This is a genomic window from Nitrospirota bacterium (genome assembly GCA_030684575.1).
GTDB lineage: Bacteria > Nitrospirota > Nitrospiria > Nitrospirales > Nitrospiraceae > Palsa-1315.
Map to the genome: position 1 here is coordinate 178,603 of JAUXVD010000008.1, position 21,811 is coordinate 200,413.

General features: G+C 58.7%; 19 protein-coding genes. 15 read left to right on the forward strand and 4 right to left on the reverse strand.

Features of this window, described 5'->3' with window-relative positions; genetic code table 11:
- Positions 1 to 46 precede the first annotated feature (46 nt).
- The 4 genes from Q8N00_04000 to Q8N00_04015 form a co-directional block, all read right to left on the reverse strand.
- Positions 47 to 742, reverse strand: a complete 696-nt coding sequence (locus Q8N00_04000; GenBank protein ID MDP2381944.1) for a rhomboid family intramembrane serine protease — start codon at positions 740 to 742, stop codon at positions 47 to 49.
- A gap of 7 nt (positions 743 to 749) precedes the next feature.
- The gene (locus tag Q8N00_04005; protein ID MDP2381945.1) at positions 750 to 1,640 is read right to left on the reverse strand and encodes a hypothetical protein; all 891 of its coding nucleotides are present in this window, start codon (positions 1,638 to 1,640) and stop codon (positions 750 to 752) included.
- 44 nt (positions 1,641 to 1,684) lie between these two features.
- Entirely contained in the window at positions 1,685 to 2,740 is a 1,056-nt protein-coding gene (locus Q8N00_04010) for an LOG family protein (GenBank protein ID MDP2381946.1), read from the reverse strand.
- A gap of 86 nt (positions 2,741 to 2,826) precedes the next feature.
- On the reverse strand, positions 2,827 to 3,540 hold the full coding sequence (locus Q8N00_04015; protein MDP2381947.1) for a CBS domain-containing protein: 714 nt from the start codon (positions 3,538 to 3,540) through the stop codon (positions 2,827 to 2,829).
- Positions 3,541 to 3,780: 240 nt separating this feature from the next.
- Here Q8N00_04015 and Q8N00_04020 point away from each other — a divergent pair, with 240 nt between their 5' ends.
- The 15 genes from Q8N00_04020 (at position 3,781) to Q8N00_04090 (ending at position 21,800) form a co-directional block, all read left to right on the forward strand.
- Positions 3,781 to 5,271 (forward strand): DUF692 family protein, encoded by a 1,491-nt coding sequence (locus Q8N00_04020; GenBank protein ID MDP2381948.1) that lies wholly within the window; start codon positions 3,781 to 3,783, stop codon positions 5,269 to 5,271.
- Positions 5,268 to 6,443: a tRNA-dihydrouridine synthase gene (locus tag Q8N00_04025; GenBank protein ID MDP2381949.1), complete on the forward strand. Its 1,176-nt coding sequence runs from the start codon at positions 5,268 to 5,270 to the stop codon at positions 6,441 to 6,443. The genes Q8N00_04020 and Q8N00_04025 overlap by 4 nt, the downstream gene beginning before the upstream one ends.
- Positions 6,444 to 7,076, forward strand: coding sequence for a Maf family protein (locus Q8N00_04030; protein MDP2381950.1), 633 nt, complete (start codon positions 6,444 to 6,446; stop codon positions 7,074 to 7,076).
- A gap of 68 nt (positions 7,077 to 7,144) precedes the next feature.
- A complete protein-coding gene (locus Q8N00_04035; protein ID MDP2381951.1) occupies positions 7,145 to 7,816 on the forward strand; it encodes a hypothetical protein in 672 nt (223 codons plus the stop codon).
- Positions 7,817 to 8,078: 262 nt separating this feature from the next.
- Positions 8,079 to 9,452, forward strand: a complete 1,374-nt coding sequence (locus Q8N00_04040) for a sigma-54 dependent transcriptional regulator (GenBank protein ID MDP2381952.1) — start codon at positions 8,079 to 8,081, stop codon at positions 9,450 to 9,452.
- Positions 9,449 to 10,552, forward strand: coding sequence for a PAS domain S-box protein (locus Q8N00_04045; GenBank protein MDP2381953.1), 1,104 nt, complete (start codon positions 9,449 to 9,451; stop codon positions 10,550 to 10,552). Before Q8N00_04040 ends, Q8N00_04045 begins: the two co-directional genes overlap by 4 nt.
- A 257-nt stretch (positions 10,553 to 10,809) precedes the next feature.
- A complete protein-coding gene (locus tag Q8N00_04050; protein ID MDP2381954.1) occupies positions 10,810 to 11,205 on the forward strand; it encodes a response regulator in 396 nt (131 codons plus the stop codon).
- 43 nt (positions 11,206 to 11,248) lie between these two features.
- Positions 11,249 to 12,634 carry a sigma-54 dependent transcriptional regulator gene (locus tag Q8N00_04055; GenBank protein MDP2381955.1) on the forward strand — a complete coding sequence of 462 codons (1,386 nt, stop codon included), beginning with the start codon at positions 11,249 to 11,251 and terminating at the stop codon, positions 12,632 to 12,634.
- Positions 12,635 to 13,277: 643 nt separating this feature from the next.
- Entirely contained in the window at positions 13,278 to 18,206 is a 4,929-nt protein-coding gene (locus Q8N00_04060) for a hypothetical protein (protein MDP2381956.1), read from the forward strand.
- Between the two features lie 46 nt (positions 18,207 to 18,252).
- Positions 18,253 to 18,795, forward strand: coding sequence for a hypothetical protein (locus Q8N00_04065; protein MDP2381957.1), 543 nt, complete (start codon positions 18,253 to 18,255; stop codon positions 18,793 to 18,795).
- A 44-nt stretch (positions 18,796 to 18,839) separates the two neighbouring features.
- On the forward strand, positions 18,840 to 19,799 hold the full coding sequence (locus Q8N00_04070; GenBank protein MDP2381958.1) for a formylglycine-generating enzyme family protein: 960 nt from the start codon (positions 18,840 to 18,842) through the stop codon (positions 19,797 to 19,799).
- Between the two features lie 20 nt (positions 19,800 to 19,819).
- Positions 19,820 to 20,794 (forward strand): SUMF1/EgtB/PvdO family nonheme iron enzyme, encoded by a 975-nt coding sequence (locus Q8N00_04075; protein MDP2381959.1) that lies wholly within the window; start codon positions 19,820 to 19,822, stop codon positions 20,792 to 20,794.
- Between the two features lie 41 nt (positions 20,795 to 20,835).
- Positions 20,836 to 21,105 carry a hypothetical protein gene (locus Q8N00_04080; protein ID MDP2381960.1) on the forward strand — a complete coding sequence of 90 codons (270 nt, stop codon included), beginning with the start codon at positions 20,836 to 20,838 and terminating at the stop codon, positions 21,103 to 21,105.
- Positions 21,106 to 21,228 carry a hypothetical protein gene (locus tag Q8N00_04085; protein MDP2381961.1) on the forward strand — a complete coding sequence of 41 codons (123 nt, stop codon included), beginning with the start codon at positions 21,106 to 21,108 and terminating at the stop codon, positions 21,226 to 21,228. It begins immediately after the preceding gene.
- A gap of 14 nt (positions 21,229 to 21,242) precedes the next feature.
- Positions 21,243 to 21,800 carry a hypothetical protein gene (locus Q8N00_04090; GenBank protein MDP2381962.1) on the forward strand — a complete coding sequence of 186 codons (558 nt, stop codon included), beginning with the start codon at positions 21,243 to 21,245 and terminating at the stop codon, positions 21,798 to 21,800.
- Positions 21,801 to 21,811: the final 11 nt, after the last annotated feature.

The window sequence follows — 21,811 nt, forward strand, 5'->3', positions numbered from 1 at the left end:
TTTTTCTGGTTGGTTCCGTTCAACCAAATAAACCAGGCTAGTTCTCTCACCCGCTTCTGTCGCTTGCGCCAAAGAAGGGTACGTTCGGGCGCTTGAACAGACCGATCAGCGCCATTCCAGCGAGAAATCCGCCGATATGGGCGAAGAAGGCCACACCTCCACCTGTGCTGCCGATGCTCATTCCGCCACTGAAGAGTTGCATCACAAACCACATGCCGAGGACGAAACCAGCCGCCACCTTCGTGAGACCCAGGCCCGGTATCAACACCAGCACGCGGGCTCGCGGGAACAACAACACATAGGCGCCTAAGACACCGGAAATGGCGCCGCTGGCTCCGACCATAGGAACAGTTGAAGACGGATCGGTTACGGCGTGACTCAAGGCGGCGAGGATTCCGCATGTCAGGTAGAACAGCGCGTATTTCGTATGCCCCATGACGTCTTCGATGTTGTTCCCGAAGACCCAGAGGTAGAGCATATTGCCGATGAGGTGCATCCAGCCGCCGTGGAGAAACATGCTCGTGATCAACGTGGCATAGGGGGGGATGGCCACACTCGTTTCGGAGAGGCCTGCCTGTCCGAACACAAGCGCCGGGATCGCTCCGTACTGGAAGACGAAGGTATTGTCAGGGCCGACAGGAAGGCTGATCTGATAGAGAAAGACGAAGACGCAGGCCGCGATAGAAGTAACTGTGACCACCGGCGTCAGCTCGGTCGGGTTATCGTCGTGCAGAGGGATCACGGTGCCCTTATTGCGAGGGAGGGCGGCGACGGTCGATGACCGATCGGGGCAGTGCTGGATTATCCGGCAAGGTGCCATCGGGGCCCAGCAGGACTGAGAACCCGGCTGCATGGGTATGGCCGCCACCGCCGAAGGACGCGGCAATGGCTCCCACATCCGCCCCGTCTTCTCTCGAGCGCATGCTGTAATAGCGGCGTCCGTCGCGATCGTGCCACATGACGCAGAACGGATGTTCCGCAGACAGGCGTTCACCGATCTGACTGGTCAGGACTGCGCTTTGGACTGACGGGACGACGGCTCCGTGAAAGTCGATCAACATCGCCTGCGCCGCGAGTTTGCTCACGAGTTCGTTTTCATAACGGAGGATGGCTCGACCCTCCTGTTCCAACTCCTTCTGCTTAAAGTTACTCCAGAGCTGGTAGTCGAACGGGTACGACGCCACAGCGGCGCTGATTTCTCGACTGGAAGGGAGCGCCCAGGTCCAGAGGTCTTTGTCTTGAATATAGTTGAGGAGCCAAGGCGCCGGTCGGTCGTGAGCCCATTCCCAGGCCAGGACCGCCCCCGATTTTTTCATGTCGAAATAGGCATAGGGAAGGCCGGTCAGGGCCTTCTCTGCGGTGATGTGATGATCGAGCACGAGGAGCGCCTGCGTCTGTGCGGCCATGATTACCAACGTCTCGCGGGCATAACTGAAATCCACGATGACGACCCGTTGGTCTTCTAGCCCTCCAGGCGGCGGGTTGCCGTGTTTAACGGGAATGAACCGAGCCCTGGGGAATTGATTCCAGATTGCCCAAGCGGCGCCGAATCCATCGGCGCATTCGGCGTGATACAGCACGACCGTGGGTGGCTCACTGAACGGGTGTTGTATACGGGATGCGATCATCGTGGCGAGCATAGCATGAGGCTTTGTCGAGACAAAAGCCTCTTTATGCCGTGCGATCAGAGATTGTTGAGATGGTCGATGAGCTGACGCAGCCGACTGGCGCTTCGGCGGTTGGAGATGAAGGTTAAACGAGATAAGTCCCTCAAGTCCGGTTCGTCGAGTTCTTCGGGAAGTGGACCGCGCAGCTCAAAGGTGCCCTCGGACAAAAGATCGCCGAATGTATCATGAAGGGCGGCCACCTGTTCGGGGGAGATGGCGGTTTGTAACCGCATGGTCAACAAGCGTCCTACATACCGGATGGAATGGAATCGGCGATAGAAGTGTTTGATCTCATCGATGGCCTCGTCCACGGATGTGGTGATTTTGAAGAGGCTGAGATCTTCAGGGTTGATCAGTTTACGAGCCAGCAGTTGGCGTGTGACGAAGCCGTACCAGTCGTCCCAATAGTCGCACCCGGGAGCCTGGAGGCAGACGATCGGCTGAGGGTCGCTCTTGCCGGTTTGGGCGAGGGTCAGAATCTCAAAGCCTTCGTCATGCGTGCCAAAGCCGCCAGGGAACAAGGCAATTGCATTGGCCTCTTTCTGAAAGATCAGTTTGCGCGTGAAGAAGTATTTGAAGGTGACGAGCTTGGGGTCATCGGCAATCGTGGCATTCGGGCCCTGCTCGAAGGGCAGCATGATGTTCACCCCGAAGCTGTTCTCGCGGCCGGCGCCTTCCTGACATGCCCGCATAATCCCGTCAGCCCCTCCGGTAATGACCATGAACCCTTCTTCGACGATCTGACGGGAAAATTGGAAGGCCATCTGATAGTTGGGGTCATCCGAGGCCGTGCGGGCCGATCCGAAGATGCTGATTTTGCGTCGATCACGGTAGTCATGAAAGACACGGAAGGCGTGGCGTAGCTCTTTGACGGCGCGGTTCACGATCTTGAGGTCCAAGGCATCCAGATGGGCATCGTGAAGCCGAAGCGTCCCGGCCAGGAGTTCCTTCATAATTGCGGCTTGCAGATCGTCTTCCGGGCTGTCGAGCAGGAGGCGAATCTGACCGAGCAACTCCTCGTTCGAAGGGAGGGCTCGGGAACGGGTCTGGGAGGTCTTCATTGGGTTATCCATGTGTGGTACTGGCTCCATCCTCGGTCGAGAAAAAATACTACCAGGAGATTCTTGGTTGGTCAAAAGAATGGAGGATATTTGTGAGGTCAGGAACGATCGAGGGAGGGCGGCATGGTCTGAAGCGCCCAGGCCCTGATGCGTGAGAGGTCGGACGACGAGAGATCCGTGAATTGAATATCGACATGCCAGGTACGGGAGCCGCTCGCGGTCTCAGCTGGTTCTGCTTCGAGACTCTCGCTGGCCAGCACTTTTCCTCGAATCGTCAGGGGCGTGTTTTGACCGGAAATGGAAAACGCCAGTACGACGTTCGTTTTTGGTATGAGCTTCGTCGCCGATTCGACTAATGCGCCGACATGGTTCAGTTGGATGATCATGGCATTATAGTTGAGCCCCTGAGCCGATGCGCGTCCGACCACACTCACCACTGAGTGAATTTTCGTGCGGCGCCGGGCCGGCGTGAGCATGAGGTCTTGTGCCGTAAGGACCCCAACCGGTTGGTTCTGTTTGGTGACGATCAAGAGCGATGTCCCTGTCGCCATCATGAGGACCGAGGCGTCTGCTAAGGCCTGGTCGTATTCGATGAATTGCACCGGGCGTGTCATGATCGCCCGGACTTCGATATCGTGCGGTTCGAGCCCTTGCGCGACAACTTTCTTGACGATATCGGTCGGCGTCATCAGCCCGAACTGCGCGTCGGTATCCTTCACCAGCAGGCAGGGGGCCTGTTCTCGTTCAAGTAGCAGCGCCGCCTCGCTGACGGAAATATCCCCGGGAATTTGCACGACTCCTGGCGTCATCATATGGGCAATCACAGTTGATAAAGGATTGGTTGTCTTGGCAGATGTATCATTGGTGTCCGACATGGGTTCGAGACCATCCTCGATTCGTCCTTGCACGATTCGTGAGGGTTTCGCCCCCGGCGACGTACGTCAAAGTATAGCAGACGGCGCGCCTTCGTTTGTGGCAAGGGCTTTCCTTGTCAAACAAGGGGTTGAGCGAATAGACTAGGAGAATTGTTCAGGCAGCACAAGGGTGGATTGATGGTCGATCACGATTTGGTTTTTCAGGACTTTCACTGCCGACTCAGGCCGATCTCTCCGCTGGGGATGGGGCTGTCGGTCGACGTCTACTCCCCCGATGTGTTCGAGCTGGCGACACAGCTCAAGGAGCGAGGCCTCCGGCCTGGCTATCTCGAAGTTTTTAAAGCGACCACGACTGCCCTGGCAACGGTTCGACAGGCGCTGCCGGAGATGTCGCTGGCCTACCATGGGGAAGGCCTCTGGATCACGCAGCCGGATGTTCAGGCCTCTCCATTTTTTCAGCAGGATGTCGGCGAGATGGTCACGCAGCTCAATAGCATTCAGAGTCTCTGGCTGAATCATGAATGTGCCATGAAGCAAATGGCAGGCTACTCCTTTGGCACCTATGTGCCGCCACTCTATACGCCGCTGAGCGCCGAAGTGGTGGCCGACAATATTGCGACGATTCAGGCGGCGATGGATCGACAGGGGCGCCGGGCAGACGGGACCGCGCCACTGTTTCTGTTGGAAATGCCGCCGCTCACATATTTTTCCCCTGGCACGGTCCCTATCCCTCATTTTTTCCGGCTCGTCACCGCGCGAGTGCCCTGCGGTCTCGTGTTGGATATCGGGCACCTCTGGACGGTCTATCGCTATACGGCTGCCCGTCGACGAACGTCCCTCGCTCAATTCGTGAAGGAGTTCCTCGACGAATTTCCTCTGGAGCGGGTGGTCGAGATCCACGTGGCCGGGCTGGCCTGCCATGAGTCAAGTGATGGGGCTGAGCGGGGGGAGGGGCTTCCTGAATGGATCGACGCCCATGCTGCGCCGATTCCCTCAGTCCTCTTCACCATGCTCGACCAGGTTCTGGCCCATCCGAACCTCGTGAGCCTCAGGGCGGTGGCGCTTGAAGTGGATACGAAGCCGATCGAGATGATCGTGGAGGAATATGCGGAGGCCGTTCGGCGTTTCTCACCCGTCGTTCAGCAGGCGATGGCCCGAGGAATGGCAGCGGCATGGCCGATGGACGGGATGCGTCCTTCATGTTCAGTTCCGAAGCCGATGCACGAGTCTGACCGACAACAGTTGCGTGACGACTATGCGCGTTATGCGCAAATCATCTCAGGGAAAATTCCCGCTACGGGTCAGGAATGGCAGGCGGTGGCCGCGGATCAGGCAGGGCTCACATCCTATCGGATGTCCTATCTACCCCACGAGATCCTCCATTGGGGAGGAGACCTCGTCGAGATGTTTCCCCAGACCTGTAAGCTCCTCGCGGAGCGGGGTGTCTGCCTCACCGAGTTTGTGTCCTTCTGGTTTCGCGCGCCACGCCCGATCACGCAGTCCTACGATTTCTTTCTCCTGAAGATCGACCGGTTCCTCGAATTTGTGACGGAGTCTGCGCCGGACGTAGGGATCGCTGCTCAACAGGAAGGCGATCAGTTACGACTGGCCTATGCGCAGGCGAATGAAGTCGGAGAACGGGTGCTGGAGATGGAGCCATCCGTATGAGTTTTTGGCAATCGCTCACGGGACCGGTGATCGGGATGGCGCCCATGGACGGGGTCACCGATGCCACGTTTCGCCATACCGTGGCGATACATGGCCATGCAGACGTCTCCTTCACGGAGTTCACGCATGTGCATGACGTCTGCCGTGGGCCGGAGTTTTTGCTGGATTCCCTCATCTATAACGAGGCGGAGCGACCGATCGTCGCGCAGCTCTATGGGAAAGACCCGGACCTCTTTTATCAGGCTGCCCATGCAGTCTGTGAGTTGGGGTTCGACGGATTGGATATCAACATGGGCTGTCCCTCGCGCAGTGTCGCCTCATCCGGCTCAGGCGCGGGGCTGATTCGAACGCCGGACGTGGCCCATGCGATCATGCAGGCCGCTCGACGAGGGATTGCCGATTGGGCGGCCGGACAGACCCTGGAGGGTGCGGGACTCAAGCAGAGTCGAGTGGCGGCCTTCGAGCGGATGAACGAGCAGCGGCAGAACGCTCGCCCGCTTGTCCGCCGGACGATTCCGTTATCCGTCAAGACACGCCTCGGCTACGATGTCGTCGTCGTCGATCGTTGGATCGAACATCTCCTCATGGAGCAGCCAGCCGTGATCTCCCTGCATGGACGTACCCTGGAGCAAATGTATCGAGGGGAAGCAGATTGGGCTGCCATTGCGCGGGCGGCAGAGATTGCGCGGGGCAGCGGGACCCTGCTGTTTGGAAACGGCGACGTGCATAGTCTCCAGGACGTGGTCCGTCGTGTCCGGGATACCGGGGTCGATGGGGTGTTGGTTGGGCGCGCCGTGCTCGGGGCCCCCTGGTTTTTTCGGCAGAAAGAGGACGCGCGAATGTTGCTTCAGCAGCAGCTGCCTGGCCGGGGGCCTGAGCCGGTGGTGCCGCCACTCGACGTGCGGTTCGAGATGTTGCTCGATCATGCCAGACGGTTCGAAGCGGTGAGCGGGACGGGGCAGTTTCGGCGGATGCGTAAACACCTGGGGTGGTACTGCAAAGGGTTCCCTCATGCCGCCTCACTCCGGGCCAACATGGTCCGAGTCTCGTCGGTCGTCGATGTGGAGCAAGTGCTCGCTGATTTTCGCATGACCTGTATGAGTCTTGAGGAAGGCCCTGAGCAGATCTCGCTCGAACCCCTAGCCTCCATTGAGTCCTCTTCGGCGTTGTAAATGTCACTCATCCTGGCTTCAACCTCACCGCGCCGTCGCGAGTTGCTCGCATTGCTGGGCGTCCCCTTCCACGTCGCGAGCCCATCGTTCGAGGAGTTGCTGGTGTCCGGTCTCACCGCGATCGAGCAGGTGCAGTCTTTCGCGCAGGGTAAAGCGCAGTCGGTCGCGAGGCTCGCGCCAGAAGAGATCGTGTTGGGGAGCGATACGGTCATCGAGCTGGATCATCACGTGCTCGGGAAGCCGGCTGACCTTGTGGAGGCCCGAGCGATGCTCAGGCGCCTGGCCGGCCGTGACCATCGAGTCCTCACGGCGGTTGCGCTGGTCTGTTCAGCTCCTGCGATGGACGTGGTCGCACTCTCCGCAGCGGTCGTCCGGATGAAGCCCTTCGATGAACGACTGCATGAGCACTATCTGGGGACCAGAGAAAGTTTGGGGAAGGCCGGCGCCTATTCGATTCAGGGAGCAGGCGGAGACCTGATCGATTCCATTGCTGGCGATTTTCCCACCGTGGTTGGCCTGCCGCTTCGTCTGGTTGCCCAGTTGCTGGCGCAAGCCGGCGTCAGCCTGCCGGTCGATCTTGAGGAACTGTATGCTGCCAAGCCCTACGCCAACTGGGCTCGCTTCTCGGTCTGATTGCAAAGGAGTAGGGGTTTCCGTACAATACCGCCCCATCATTTGTTGTCTTGTTTACGGAGGACGTTATGAGCGTGCGATGCCTGACATCAGTGGCGCAGGTTGGAGTCGTTGTCACCTGTGTTGTCGTGGGTCTGCTGACGGTCGTCGGTCCCCAGACGGCCCTGGCGATCGATGTGAAATTATCCGCGGAAGAGGCGCAGAAGGCCTTGGAAGCCGGGCGGGCGCCGATGGAGAAGGCCAATAGCCCGGAGGACGTCAAGAAAGTTCTTCAGCAAGCTTCCCTGGTGACGCGAGTGGGTGCCGATCCAGAGAAAGATTCCTGTGGAGCCAGTGCCATCCTCAGGACCAAGCGGTATCGCCTGGAAGCCTTTGGCCGGCAGGAAGCGGCCGAGTCTAAGAAGCGAAAGATGGATGTGCGTATGCCCGACGAATTCATCAAGAAAGTCGTGGACATGCCCAATATGGAAATCGAAGTGCAGCTCTGTGGCGATGACGAGTATTTTGCAGAAGGTGCCTTGATCGAGTTGCAACAGGGCTCCAAGAAGATCAAGCCCATCGATATCACCAAAGCCGAACGTGGCCGAAAGAATGAAGGCAGTGGACCGGCCTACCGCTCGCGCTTTACGGCATCGTTCGCGTATGAAAAGTTTGATCCCCAGGCAGCGTCCCTGTTCGTCGTGAATCTTCAGGATGGAAAAGAGGCGAGAATCGCCGCTGATTTCTCCAAGGTAAAGTAGCGCAGCCTTTTCAATCCTGCCCCTGACAGCGAGTCTATACCGCTGTCAGGGGCCTGTTCTTCCATCCCCGTTCAGTCAGCCGTTGGTCCCACCCTTGCATTTTCATTCCTGTACGTTGGCAAAGCCGGTGCAATCGTTGGAACATTGGGGCGTTTGTCCCCAAAGGTTGGGCTGTGCCTGTCGCATTTCGCGACGGGAGGCTTGACCATACTTGGTCAAAGGGCTAGCGTCTGATTTCCTGTCAGCAGAGAAGGAGTGCAGCATGACCGAAGAGTGGGGTGCGATTCTCGTCGTCGATGACGATGCGGAAATGCGAGAACTTGTCCATGATGTTCTCAAGGACCGTGGGCATCAGATCACGATGGCGGGGAGCGGACCGGAGGCTCTCAAGCTGTTGGAGGAAAAAGACCACGCGGTCGTGCTGACGGATTTGCGGATGAAAGGGATGCTGGGGACGGAGTTGCTCACGGAGATCAGGCGCCTCTACCCGGACATCGGGGTCATACTCATGACCGCGTTCGGGTCGGTGGACACCGCGGTGGAGGCCATGAAGCGGGGCGCCAGCGACTACTTGACCAAGCCGGTGAAAAACGAGGAGTTGGTTCGTGTGGTCGAGCGCGCGATTCGCGAAGCGGCGTTACGACGGGAAGTGAATCGGCTCCGGCGGGAAGTGCACAAGGAGTATAGCTTCCATCAGATTATCGGCAAGAGCAAGCCGATGCAGGAGGTGTTTGACCTGATCCGGCGCGTGGCCGACAGTCCCACGAATTTATTGATCACCGGCGAGAGCGGAACCGGCAAAGAATTAGTGGCCAAGGCCATCCATTATAATAGCGACCGCAAGGATGCGCCGTTCATTCCCGTCAACTGCGCCGCCATCCCGGAACAGCTGCTCGAAAGCGAGCTGTTCGGCCATATGCGTGGCTCATTCACGGATGCCAAGGTGGATAAGCGGGGCCTCTTTGAAGAGGCGCAAAAGGGGACGCTGTTCCTCGACGAGATCAGCGAACTGCCATTGATGCTGCAGGCCAAGATTTTGCGCGCGATCCAGGAGAAAGAAATCCGTCGTGTGGGGGCGAACAAGCCGATCGCGGTGGATGTCCGCATCATTGCGGCGACGAATCTCAACCTGACGGAAGAGGTCAAGGCGAAACATTTCCGGGAGGATTTGTATTACCGGCTGAATGTGATCGAACTACGCCTTCCCCCCTTGCGTGAGCGTCGCGAAGATATCCCGTTGCTCGTGGATGCGTTCATGAAGAAGTGTGCCGCGTCCCGCGGGAAACAGATACAGGGCGTGAGCGAGTCTGCGCTGGCCATGCTGGTGGATTATGCCTGGCCGGGCAATGTGCGTGAATTGGAAAATGTGATCGAACGGGCCGTCACGCTCAGCCGGAGCGAACAGATTGTCCCGGACGACCTGCCGGTGACGCTTCAGGGCGCCCGTGGCGACCGGAGACTCCTCGATGATGCGGCTGAACGGACCCTCCCGCTGGACCAAGTGGAGAAAGAATACATTCTCAAGATCCTCGAGAAGACCGGCGGCAATAAATACCAGGCCGCGCAAGTACTCGGGATCGATCGCAAGACGCTCTATCGGAAGTTGGGCGAGATCGAAGGGAAGACGCCGGCGTGAGTCCAGAGTCGTTCGATAACGAGCAGCAGTTTCGTCTTATTGTGGAGGCCGCTCCCAATGGGATGTTGCTCGTTGATGAGCGTGGAGCGATCATGATGGTGAATGCCTCTGCGCTTCACCAATTCGGCTATGAGAGAGGCGAGTTACTCGGCCAGTCGGTCGAGATACTCATTCCAGGACCGTTTCGAACCGATCATCGGCAGCACCATGCCGGGTTCATGAAGGCCCCCCAGGCTCGATCGATGGGGGGGCAGCGCGAGTTGTTCGGTTTGCGGAAGGACGGGAGCGAGTTTGCGGTGGAAATCGGGCTTACGCCTATTCAGACGGCCAAGGGGATGGGGGTGGTGGCGTCGGTCGTGGATATTTCAGAGCGCAAACGTCTGGAGGTGCAACTCCGGCGGGCTGAGCGGTTGGCGGAATTGGGCACATTGGCGTCCGGTATGGCGCATGAAATCGGGACGCCGATGAACGTGATCCTCGGACGTGCGGAATACCTGCTCCAACGCGCAGCCGATGACGGGATGAAGAAGGGCCTGACCACCATCATCACGCAGGTCGAGCGCATCACCAAGGTGATGAACCAACTCCTGGCCTTTGCCCGGAGGAGGACGCCGGAACGGCGGGCCGTCGATCTTGCCAAGATCGTGGACGATAGCCTGGAAATGTTCCAGGAACGGATCGCCCACAGTCACATCGCGGTCGACACGACGATTGAATCGTCGTTGCCCTTTGTCCATGCCGATCAAGACCAGCTCATCCAGGTGCTCATCAATCTCGTGATGAACAGTCTCCATGCCATGCCGGAGGGAGGGCGTCTCAGGCTGGGTCTCGCGCATGAAGGCGAGTTCGTGCGCCTTGAGGTTGCCGATACCGGACATGGCATGCCGGAGGAGATCCGCGCAAAAATCTTCGATCCTTTCTTCACCACCAAAGATTTTGGAAAGGGGACCGGCTTGGGTCTCACGGTGGTGAAAGGCATCATCGAGGAACATGGCGGGACCATTACCCTGGAGAGTGCCGTCGAAAAGGGGACAACCTTTACCATCCGACTCCCTATTGACCAGGCTCAGTCTGCTGGTACGCCTCCATCAATACAATAGGCCCCTCATAGAAAGGCGATTGCCGGTGATCCCTCTCTGTCGCGATCTGCGACAGGAGCGGGATGGTGCCTGTCCCAATTCTCGCCAGCTCCAACTGCTTTCCCCACCACGAGTCGCGCATCCCCATAATAATTTCAAACGGATTAGCGCACTTACGGATTCCATGGCCGGACGACCGCTCGGAGGCGAGCTGGCATAGGTTGTGAATTCTTGTCTTTCACGCAAGCCAATGGGGTGAGTGGCAGAGGGGGTACGTGATGTTGCAGGAACGGGCGCCAGTCGTCCTACTCATTGCCGAAGACGATCAGGACATGCGAAGTCTGTTGTGCGATGAGTTGTGGGATCTGGGGGTCTCTATCCGGGAAGCGGCCGATGGAGATGAGGCGCTTCGGTCGGTGCTGGATGCTCGTCCGACATTGATTCTCACGGATCTCCGTATGCCGGCAGGGGGGTTAGATTATATTGCCAGGCTCAGGACCTTTGCTCCCGGGGTCCCGATTGTGCTGCTCACGTCGTTTGGCGATCCCAAGACGAAAGCCGATGCCTTGGCCATCGGCGTCGAGGCCTATTTTGACAAGCCGGTTCGCCTCAGCGAACTCAAGGGAACCGTCCGGCGTCTCTTAGGCCCGGCATTGCATGGGGAAATAGATTGAGACCTTGTATCCTAGCGACTCTTTAGTTTGTGAGAGGTGTGAGATGGCCGGATCTCAACGAGCCCCTTCATCTGTACCCATCCTGACCGATCCCATCCTTGCCGCTCGACTGGAAGCCATCAAGCAGTTAGCCGGTGGGTTTTCCGATCGAGTGGCGGTGTTGGATCGTGATTTCAACGTGATTTACGCGAACGAATCGGCATGGTCTGAAGACGTATCGACGTCATCGGGCCGTTCAGCCAAGTGTTATCAGGCTTTTGCTCACCGGAGCGATCCCTGTGGCACCTGCCCGGCGACCAAGATGTACGAATCGCCTGAGGTCCGGTCCGTGGCCTGTGCCTCCGGCGGGGACGGCACGGCCTGCGGGATGCATCAGGCATTTCCGCTTGTGTCAAGCAGCGGAGCGGTCGAGTCGGTACTGGTGCTGTTTAAGGCCTTGCCGAAAGCCGAGGTGCAGACGAACGGTGCACATGCAGCCGCGAAGCAGGGGACGAAGCTGGGCGAGTTGATCGGCTCGAGCGCGCCGATGCGAGAAGTACTCGAGATGATCCGGCTCGTGGCGGACAGTTGCGCCACCGTGTTGATTCAGGGGGAGAGCGGTACCGGCAAGGAACTGGTGGCGAAAACGATTCACCTGACCAGCTATCGACGGGACAAGCCGTTCGTCGTGGTCGATTGCGGTTCGTTGCCGGAAACGCTGTTGGAGAGTGAGCTGTTCGGCCATGTGAGGGGCTCCTTCACCGGCGCACATGCGGCCAAACGTGGACTCTTCGAAGAGGCGGATGGCGGGACGATCTTCCTGGATGAAATCGCCGATACCACTGCCACGTTTCAAGCCAAGCTGCTGCGGGTGCTTCAGGAGGGGGAGATCAAGCGGGTCGGCGGCAATCAACCGATCAAAATCGATGTGCGAGTCGTGTCGGCGACGAACAAGGATTTGGTCGAACTCGTCAAAGCCAAGACCTTTCGGCAAGACCTCTACTATCGGCTTGCCGTGCTGCCCCTGTCTCTTCCTCCACTCCGTCTCCGGCAGGAAGATATCCCGCTCCTGGTGCAGCACTTCGTGGCGGCGTCCTGCAGACGCCACCGGCAGCCGGTCCGGCAGGTCTCGCCGGATGTGATGCAGGCGCTGATTCAGGCCACATGGCCCGGCAACGTGCGGGAACTTCAACATTATATAGAGCGGGCCGTCGTCACGACCACGGGTCCCACGTTGAAGTGTACGGACATTGTGGCAATGGGATCGGACCCGGCAGCGCACGATCTCCGTACCGTTGCCCGCGAGGCGACCCGCCAGGCTGAGCATACGCGGATTCTTCAAGCGCTCCAGCAAACAGGGAATAATCGTGCGCAGGCTGCCAAGCTCCTCAAGATCAGCCGGGCGAGCCTCTATAACAAGCTCCGTAGTTATGGAGTGGGTGAAATCTGACGTGAGCAAAGTGGTCCATACGACCACATGCTATTCCCCGCCTGTTGGTGTTCCTCGACCCTGCCACTGCTGACTCAGTACGCCTTCTTTCTTGTGCCGCCAATCCATCTTGCGTCTCCCATTTCTCTTCGCCGAGGCTCTCGCGTCTGCCCGTTTCCGCCCCACATTTCCATCTCAGCTGTCCAATAGATTGGACAGTCCATCTATTTGAATTTGCAGCATTTGCAATTACTGCACGATGAGACTGTCTAGTTTCATAGAAGATTATTTGGGCGACGGGATGTGCGGCACAGAGCCGTCATGTGTGAATCGTCAAGCCTGGAGCGGATTAGCTGCTCATCCTTCCTGATTGCTCTGTTGAGGCATGCAAGCTGCGTATACGTAGCGTTGCTGGTGGAGGTCTGGGTGATTAGGACCGGCCTCCGAATGACCCTTTCCTCCGTAAGGAGGACCCTTCACCAGCACCTAACGAAGGCCAAGAGACGTGAAGTGGAAGACATCTGTCGATCCGGTGAATTTCCAACATTCAACAGATCGTAGATCGACCGATTCCGGAATTGTTTCACAAACGACGAGTGTTGGATTCAACCATCCGCCTGGTGAGGCGGGCATTAAGAGGGGAGGCCGTACTATGAGGGGTGATGTGTTTCAACCAACGCGCAAGCGGCGCCGTACGGGGTTAGCACTGATGCTGCAAAGCGTCTTGCTGGCCGGCAGTCTGGTGGCAACACCGGGGCTGTTTGCGGCGGGAGCAGGAGAGGAACCCCATCAGGGGCATGCCACTCCGGTCGCCATGCCGGGATGGACTCAGCAGTTGAAGGGCCAGACCGTGGTGGAGAACGCCATGGAGGGCCGTGCCGGTAATGCAGAAAAGATGGAGATGCAGCACCACCGCCTGATGGAGAAGCTCGAGCAGCAGGCGCAGAAAGATGCCAAGGCGCAGCAGACGTCCGGTGCCTTCAACGAGATGTCGATGATGCACCAGTACATGGGGCAGGACGGCAGCAGCTTCTTGCTCATGTCGGATGGGACTAAGGGCGAGCCGGTGATGACCTCGGGCGGGAAGTGCCCGGCCGGTGCGCCGGTGAAGAAGTATGACGTGGCGATGGTCAACATCGAGATCACGTTGAACCGTTGGCTCGATTTCTATCCAGGCTACATGTATGTGCTGGCCCAGGATGTCGACAAAGTGCGGGCCGAAGAAGCCAAGAACAAAGCCGCGCGTGACAAGGATGGCTTCGATCCAGGCGCGGTGACCACCGGGTTACAGGGCGACATGATTCAGCCCCTGGTGCTTCGCGTCAACCAGGGCGACTGCATGAAAATGACTCTCCGCAACCAGATGGAAGGTGAGGACGGCAGTCTGTTCATCAGTGCCTCCAGCATGATCGTCAGCGCGACCGGCAAGCCGGCCACGACGACGAATCCTGAGTCCATCGTGGCTCCTGGCAAGTCGCAGGAGTTCGAGTGGTACATCCATCCCCAGATGCAGGAGGGGGTGCGGCAGTTTCACTCCTACAGCCATGACCGTGAGTTGACCGTGCTGGGTCTGTTCGGCGCCCTCATTGTGGAGCCGAAGGGGTCGAGCTACGTCGATGCGTTGGGGACTGGTCCCGATAAGCCGGTCACGAGCGGCTGGCAAGTGAACATCGACAACGGGTCCGGACCGGACTTCCGCGAGTTCGTGTTGTTCTATCACGAGATCGGCGATGAAGCCTTCCGTCCGTTGAACAAGAAGGGCGACTTCCTCCCGCAGCGCGATCCGCTGACCGATGCCTATCGTCCGGGTGGCCGTGCGATCAACTATCGCAGCGAGCCCTTCGGTATCGATGAAATGCATCTGCAGCACGAGTATTTCGGCTTCGAAGATGAGTCGATGGCCTACAGCGCCTATACGTTCGGCGATACGCCGACCACGATTGCCCGCGGCTATCTGGGCGATCCGGTCAAGTGGCGGTTGGTGCATGGTGGATCGGAAGTGTTCCATTCCCACCATCCTCACAGTGGAACGATCCGCTGGCAGCGCAGCCCGCGTGCCGATCAGGAAGAACATTGGTACAAGGGGCAGGATGGTCCGGTGAAGTATCCGGTCGTGCGGACCAAGTCCGATCGCGTGGACGTGGAAGTCATCGGGCCGTCAGAAGCCTTGGACCTCGAACCGGAATGCGGGGGCGGTGGCTGCCAGCATCTGGCCGGAGAGTTCCTGTATCACTGCCATGTCGCGCACCATTATGTGGCGGGCATGTGGGGGTACGGACGTTTCTACAATACGTTGCAAGTCGGCGCGGCCCACACGGACACGATGCCTGACTTGGCGGAATTGCCGGACCGGAAGGGCCGGATGAAGCAGGGCGTGTCGTCCGATAAGCTGATCGGGACGACCGTCGATTGGTTCGGGAAGGTGTTCAAGATCGTCGACAAGAGCCAGAAGACCAACTGGAAGTCCGATCCCGTCATTGTGAACGTCAAGGATTGGGTCGAGATGTTTGTGCCGGCCGCTGGTCAGCCAGGCCACACGAACGATGAGAAGGCCCAGATCCTGTCTTACGATTCCACCGTGTGGGATTGGAAGTGGGACGGCAACATCGCCAGGGGCGAGCGCGAAAGCACCGCCAAGAATCCGAAGTACCCGGCGGCAGCCAAGTGGGATGACAGCACCAGACCGGCCATCCTGTTTGACCCGACCACGGCCAAGATGTCCTGGCCGCTGTTCAAACCGCACTTCGGCAAGCGGGTGCCGTTCTCTTCGAACCATAGTGGTGCGCCATGGCTGGAGCCGATTCACCAGGATGAAAATGGTGAGCGGACCTCAGAGCCGGCCAAGCCGGGCGAGCAGGGCCGTTGGAGCCTCTGCCCCGATAATGCCAATCGCAAGCATTACAACATCCATTTCGTCCGTATGCCGATTACCCTGGCGAAGGCGCAGGGGAAAGAGCCGGCGATGGTCGACAAGGACGGTCTGATCTACGTGCTCCATGAAGAGGAGAACCTGACCAGAGCGAACGACGACCTCAAGCTTCCGGCGGTCATTCGCGCTAACGTGTATGACTGTGTGGACTTGTTGTTGACGAGCGAGTGGGACGACGACGATTACACGAATTTCCAGTCGTCCAAGATCAACATCCATCCCCACTTCTTCCAGTTCGACACGGGGAATTCGGATGGGGTCATCTCCGGGTTCGAGTATGAAATGTCGGTTCGTCCGTTCACCATGTGGGGCAAGAAGACCAAGCATGGGTTGCCGGCGCCGATGGTCGGGAAGTTGACGGGTGCCGCGAAGGCAGGTGCCAAGTCCATCAAGATTCAGATGGCGCCGGGCGCCACGCCCTTCCACCTGAACACCGAAGTCATGGTGGGCATGGATTGTCTGGAGAAGGGCCACGATGCCACGGCGTCACTGCCGCGGGACAAGAGCTGTCAGGAAGTGGTCCGCATCAAGAGCATCAAGGGTGATGAACTGACATTCTTCACCGGATTGAAGCAGAACCATCCGGCGGGCGATCTCGTGTCGCCGGAGTTCGTGCGGTACCGGTGGTGGGTGGACGTCGATATGGGGACCGTGTTCTGGCATGATCATGCGTTCGGCGCGACGACCTGGCCGCATGGCGGGTTCGGCGTGACGATCGTGGAGCCGTTCGGGTCCACCTATCACGATCCGAAGAACGGCAAGTTGGTGTATAGCGGTCCGATTGCCGATATTCACAGCAACGAGCCGATTGGTGCCGGAGTCAGCGGCAGCTTCCGTGAGTTAATGGTGTCGATCCATGACACCGTTCCGCACACGGTGAACACCATTGAAGCGGGTAATCCTCCGGGACAGCCCATTGAAGTGGCGTTGGAAGCCGGTAAGACCATTTCGTTCCAGATGCCGGATAAGATTCTGGCCTCTCCGAACAAGTACATCAACGGCGGGACGCATACGACCGGTAGCGGGTTCAACTTCCGCGCAGCTCCGTTTGCGCAACGTCTGTCCAACAATCCGGATACGTCCAAGCTGTTCAACAGCGCGATCCATGGCGATCCTGGTACGCCGCTTTTGCGGGCGTACACAGGGGACACCATGGTGTTCCGTCTGTTGCACCAGCTCATGAACGAATCCCATGTCTGGACCATTTCCGGCCATACCTTCCTCACGGAACGGTATGCGGCGGATGCCAATCGGAAGAACTCGATTCACGTCGGGATCGCCGAACGGTATGACCTCGTGAGCAAAGCGGGCGGATTCCAGGGCATGCCGGGCGACTACATTCACTTCAACGGCAGAACGTCACACTTCGCCGAAGGTGGATGGGGCATCCTGCGCGTGCTCGATAAAGAAGTGGCGGACCTGAAGCCATTGCCCAGAGGAACCAATCCTCTCGGGATTCCGGCCACGCCGAGTTCCGTCTGTCCGTCCGATGCCCCGGTGAAGAATTTCAACGTCGTGTCCTTGGACCGTCCGTTGAAGCTCCACCCGAAGGCGCCGGATACGATCGAGGTCGATTTCGAGCGCAAGATCGAAATGACCGTGCCGGAAGGCAAGATCTTCGCGCTGGAAGAAGAAGCGACCACGGTGGCAGGCAATGTGATGCCCAGTCCGCTCACGTTGCGCGCCAATCTTGGCGACTGCATCAAGGTCCATCTGAAGAACAAGATGAAGGCGAGCCGGGCGTCATTCTTTGCGCCGGGCCTGGCGTTCGATCCAAGAGACAGCCAGGGCCTGAACGTCGGGAACAATCCTGGCGATCAGACGATTGCCCCGGGCGAGAGCCGCACCTACACCTACTACGCGCATCCTTCCAACAAGGAAACGACGTCGCTGGTGTGGGACGGTGGCAACATCGTCGTCAATCCGAGGAATGGATTGTACGGAGCGGTGGTCATCGGGCCGAAGGGCTCCCAGTATCGGGACCCTGTCACCGGAGCCGATATCTCGCAGAAGAATTCATGGAGAGCTGACGTCATCGTGGACGCCAGCCTGCCGGAGAACGTCGGCAAGCGGAACTACCGTGACGTGGCCCTCTTCTTCCAGGACGAGGACAACATCATCGGCACCGCGTTCATGCCCTATGTGCAAAACGTCGCCGGGTTGACGTCGGTCAACTATCGCGCGGAACCCTATAAGTTCCGTGAGGAGCAAGGCTGCTCGCTGGGCAAGATTTTCCAGCCCTGCGTGGTGGACAAGCCCGAAGATCCGGTCACGCCTCTGATCGAGGCGCATGCCGGTGACGCGATTCGCATCCATGTGATCGGCGCGAACAGCGAACAGAACGGGATGTTCGGAGTCGAAGGCCACGAGTGGCCGATCGAGCCCTACATGCCCGGTGCCGACATGATCAGCGTGGTGGAGTACGCCGGGTCTGAGATCCTCGATGTCTTTATCCGCGGCGGTGCGGGCGGCCCGTATCGTCAGGTGGGTGACTTCGTGTGGTCCAATGCGCGGCTGCCCTATACGCAGTCCGGACAATGGGGCTACCTCCGTGTGTTGCCGGCCGGCGACTCACGGATCCAACCGCTGAGCGCTCAAGGAATGGGCGCCAAGCGTGCGGATGTGGAGCCAGAGCCTCGTGCTATTCCGACGGCGATGAAGTAGTCGCGAGCGGAATAGTCTCGGTCGAGACGGGGGAGCTGCGCGTACCGTGTGGCTCCCCCGTTTTCTTAGAACGATTGCGTCGGCGCATTGCGCGGCATGGTTGCAGAGCGGTCGTCCGCAGGGACGATGGGGAAGGACCCAGGTGCCGGTCACGTATGTCGTGCTGAATCAGGGATCGCTGGTGCTGGAGTTGTGGACGGGAGTGGTCGCCCATGAGGAAGTCCTCACCCATGAGCGCCAGCATGTGAGCGATGCCTCCATCGCGCGCGGCGTATTCGTTCTCGTCGATGCCACAGGCGCATCGTTCGAGACAACCACGGAATCGGTGCATGAGGTCACCGATCTCTATCGACGATCGATAGAGAAATTGAGAGTGGGGAAAGCGGCGCTTCTGGTGAATGAAGCGACCTACGATCGCGCGCGAATATATGAGAAGCAATCAAGAGACCATGGCCTGCGGGTCATCCTCTTCAACTCGCTGGATGTGGCCTCTGCATGGGTGGGGGTTGACGTCACGAGGGCGCGTGAAGCCTTCGAGCAGCTCCGATCCTGTATCCCTGGAGTGGGAGCGGTTACACCGCCTACGTAACGGTGAGAGAGGCCGGCTTGCTGATGAGGTATGAGGCGATAGGCATGAGACGATGGAGTGAAATCTGTCAGACGTGGCGGCTGGTCATGCTGTTCTTATTCGCCGCGTGCCTTGCGCCACTCGCCTCTTGGCCCGATATCTCGTACGCCGATCATTTGTCTCCCAAACACGACCCCTGGGCGCAACCCTGGGAGCTGGAACGGTTGGCGCTGCTGGAGATTCCCGAGGGGATGGTTCCTGTGCCGGGAGGACCGTTCTTGATGGGTAGCGATCCCAAGGTGGATCGCGCGGCTGGACCTCAGGAGCAGCCGCAGCGGCCCGTCTCCCTCAATGCCTTCGAGATCGACCGGTATGAAGTCACCAACGTGCATTATCTTCGATTCGTGTTGGCGACTGGAGCGGCCTGGCCGGAGTTTTGGATGCAGGATCCCTTTCTCGAAAAGATGGCGTCACATCCGGTCATTGGCGTGAGTTGGGAAGAAGCCACGGCCTATTGCCGGTGGGTGGGAAAACGTCTGCCGACCGAAGCCGAATGGGAAAAGGCCGCGCGTGGTGAGGATGGTCGCATGTTCCCCTGGGGGAACGAACCGGCCGGGTGGCTGAAAAGTAATATCGCCCATTCGGGATCGAAACGAGGCTTTAAGTATCCGCCGCTGGCCAATGTAAACCGGTATGACAAGGGTGTCAGCCCCTACGGTGTCCATCAAATGGCCGGTAACGTCAGTGAGTGGGTGTCGGATTGGTTCGACCCCGAGTACTACCGGAGCAGCCTGCCGGACAATCCGACGGGACCGGCGACCGGCGAACTCAAAGTGTTCCGTGGCGGTTCCTGGAACGAAGATCCGGAGGTCGCGCGATCCGCAGGCCGTAATGGCGGCACGCCGGACCGCAGAAGTTATTTGACGGGATTGCGATGTGCGAAATCAGCAGTAGGCAAGGGGCTTGAGGCGAAAGGCGAGAGGGGGGAGTCCGATCCCCTCTTGCCGCTGGCCTCGCGCCGCTAGCCTGTAACAGAGGAGACCGGATGATGAATGTGGCGGGAATGGAACGATTGGTGACAGTCAATCGGGTGGTGAATGCGATCATCGCCTTGGTAGTGGCCCTGGTGATCGCAACCGTCGCCTGGGGGCTCGATACGCAGGATGTGACGATGGAGTGGACCGAGGCGGGTAAGAAGCTTGCGGCAGAACGGGTGGCCACATGGAAACCCAAGGATGAGATGGTCCTAGTGCCGGCCGGTGAGTTTGTGATGGGCAGCGACAAGAAGACGGACCGGCTCGCCTATCGCGGCGAGATTCCGCAGCGGCGCGTTTATCTGGATGCCTTCGAGATCGGCAAGTACGAAGTGACGGCGCTGGAATATCTCAAGTTCGTGCTTGCGACGAATCGCCCGCCACAAGTGGACTGGCGGTATGAGGGCGGAAATTTCCAAGAGGCGATGGCGCACCATCCCATTATGCATGTGTCCTGGTATGACGCCGATGCCTACTGCAAGTGGAATGGGAAGCGGTTGCCGACCGAAGCGGAATGGGAGAAAGCGGCGCGGGGAGTGGACGGGCGTCTCTTCCCTTGGGGCAAAGAATATGCGGGGCCGAGCCGGGCGAATTTCGGAAGAACCGGCCTGTCCGGTCCGGTGCGGGATCGTCCGGAGCGGCTCTTGCTCTATCCCCCGATCATTTCTGTCGATAAATATGAAAATGCCGTGAGTCCCTTCGGCCTCTATCAGACGATCGGGAACGTGTCTGAATGGGTGTCCGATTGGTACGACCAGGACTACTACGCCACGGCGCCGGATCGAAACCCCAAAGGCCCTGAGGTCGGTACGCAGAAAGCCTTCCGTGGCGGCGGATGGATGGACAGCACGACGACGATGCGGGTCGCGATGCGGAACGGGACCGATCCTAATACGAAGATCAATTGGATGGGATTTCGCTGCGCCAAGTCTGTCGGTGAAAGACAACAGCTTTCAGCGATCAGCGGTCAGCATGAGAAATCTTGAAAGTTGGCGGCTGACAGATACGACCGTGATGGGAAAGACGGATGGTAAAGGGCTTAATCACCAGGCTGATGTCTCGGAGCGGCGAGGTGTTCACAGATGTGTATCGTAATGATGGTCGAAGCAACGACAGTACGGCTGGCTACTATATCGGAGGAGGCTTGGATCTCCTGATGCACTGGGATTTCTTGGGGATCAAAGGCTTGTCGTTGCTGGGAGAACTCGGGGTGGAGTTCAAGAGATGGAATTCCAACACCGTCACGCAAGCTGTACCGACTGTGGTTGGCGAGGCAGCAGGGATCAATAAAGTTTAAATGACCATGCTGACAATGAATATCGCTCCGAAGCTCAAGTTCATGGAGGGGAACAAATTCCGGCCCTGGATCATTCCTGTCGGTTTGGACTTTCACGTGATCAGCTCACCCGATGAGCCTTAGAGGAATTCAGAGTCATGTTGCATCTCGTCATCCATATTCCGTATCGGGTCGACGAGGATAGCGTAAGAGCGTTGAGCTTGGCCCAACAGGCTCCGAGCTTTACGATGCAATGGGTCGATGCCCAGAAGGTGGCGATGGGGACGTTCCCGTCGCTGCCGTCCGGCATCGACCTGGCGGTTCAGCTCGTGGGCGAAATGGTCAGACTGTCCGGGGCCTGGGCGAGCATCAACTCCGAGCGAATGTCCAGTGTAACCAAGCTCTGGCAGCGACTGAACTGTTATCGCGACAGTCTGATTGCGCGGGATCGCGAGCGGTATTGTCAGCAGAAAACCGCCTTCTTCAATACCCTGGTGGGGTGTGAAGGGCATCGGTGTCCTGTCCCGTGCCAGTTTATTTGCACACCCTGTATGCGCATGAATCAGGACCAGTCCCCTGTCGATGGAGAAGACCGCTTTGCGGTCGCGACGGAGCTGGCGGAAATCGCCTGGTGCCCGAACCTTAGCCTATCGGAGCCAAGCAATCAGGCCGGACGTCCACTTCTCACCATTGAACCCAGAACGACGGGCAGGTGATTGGTGGAGTG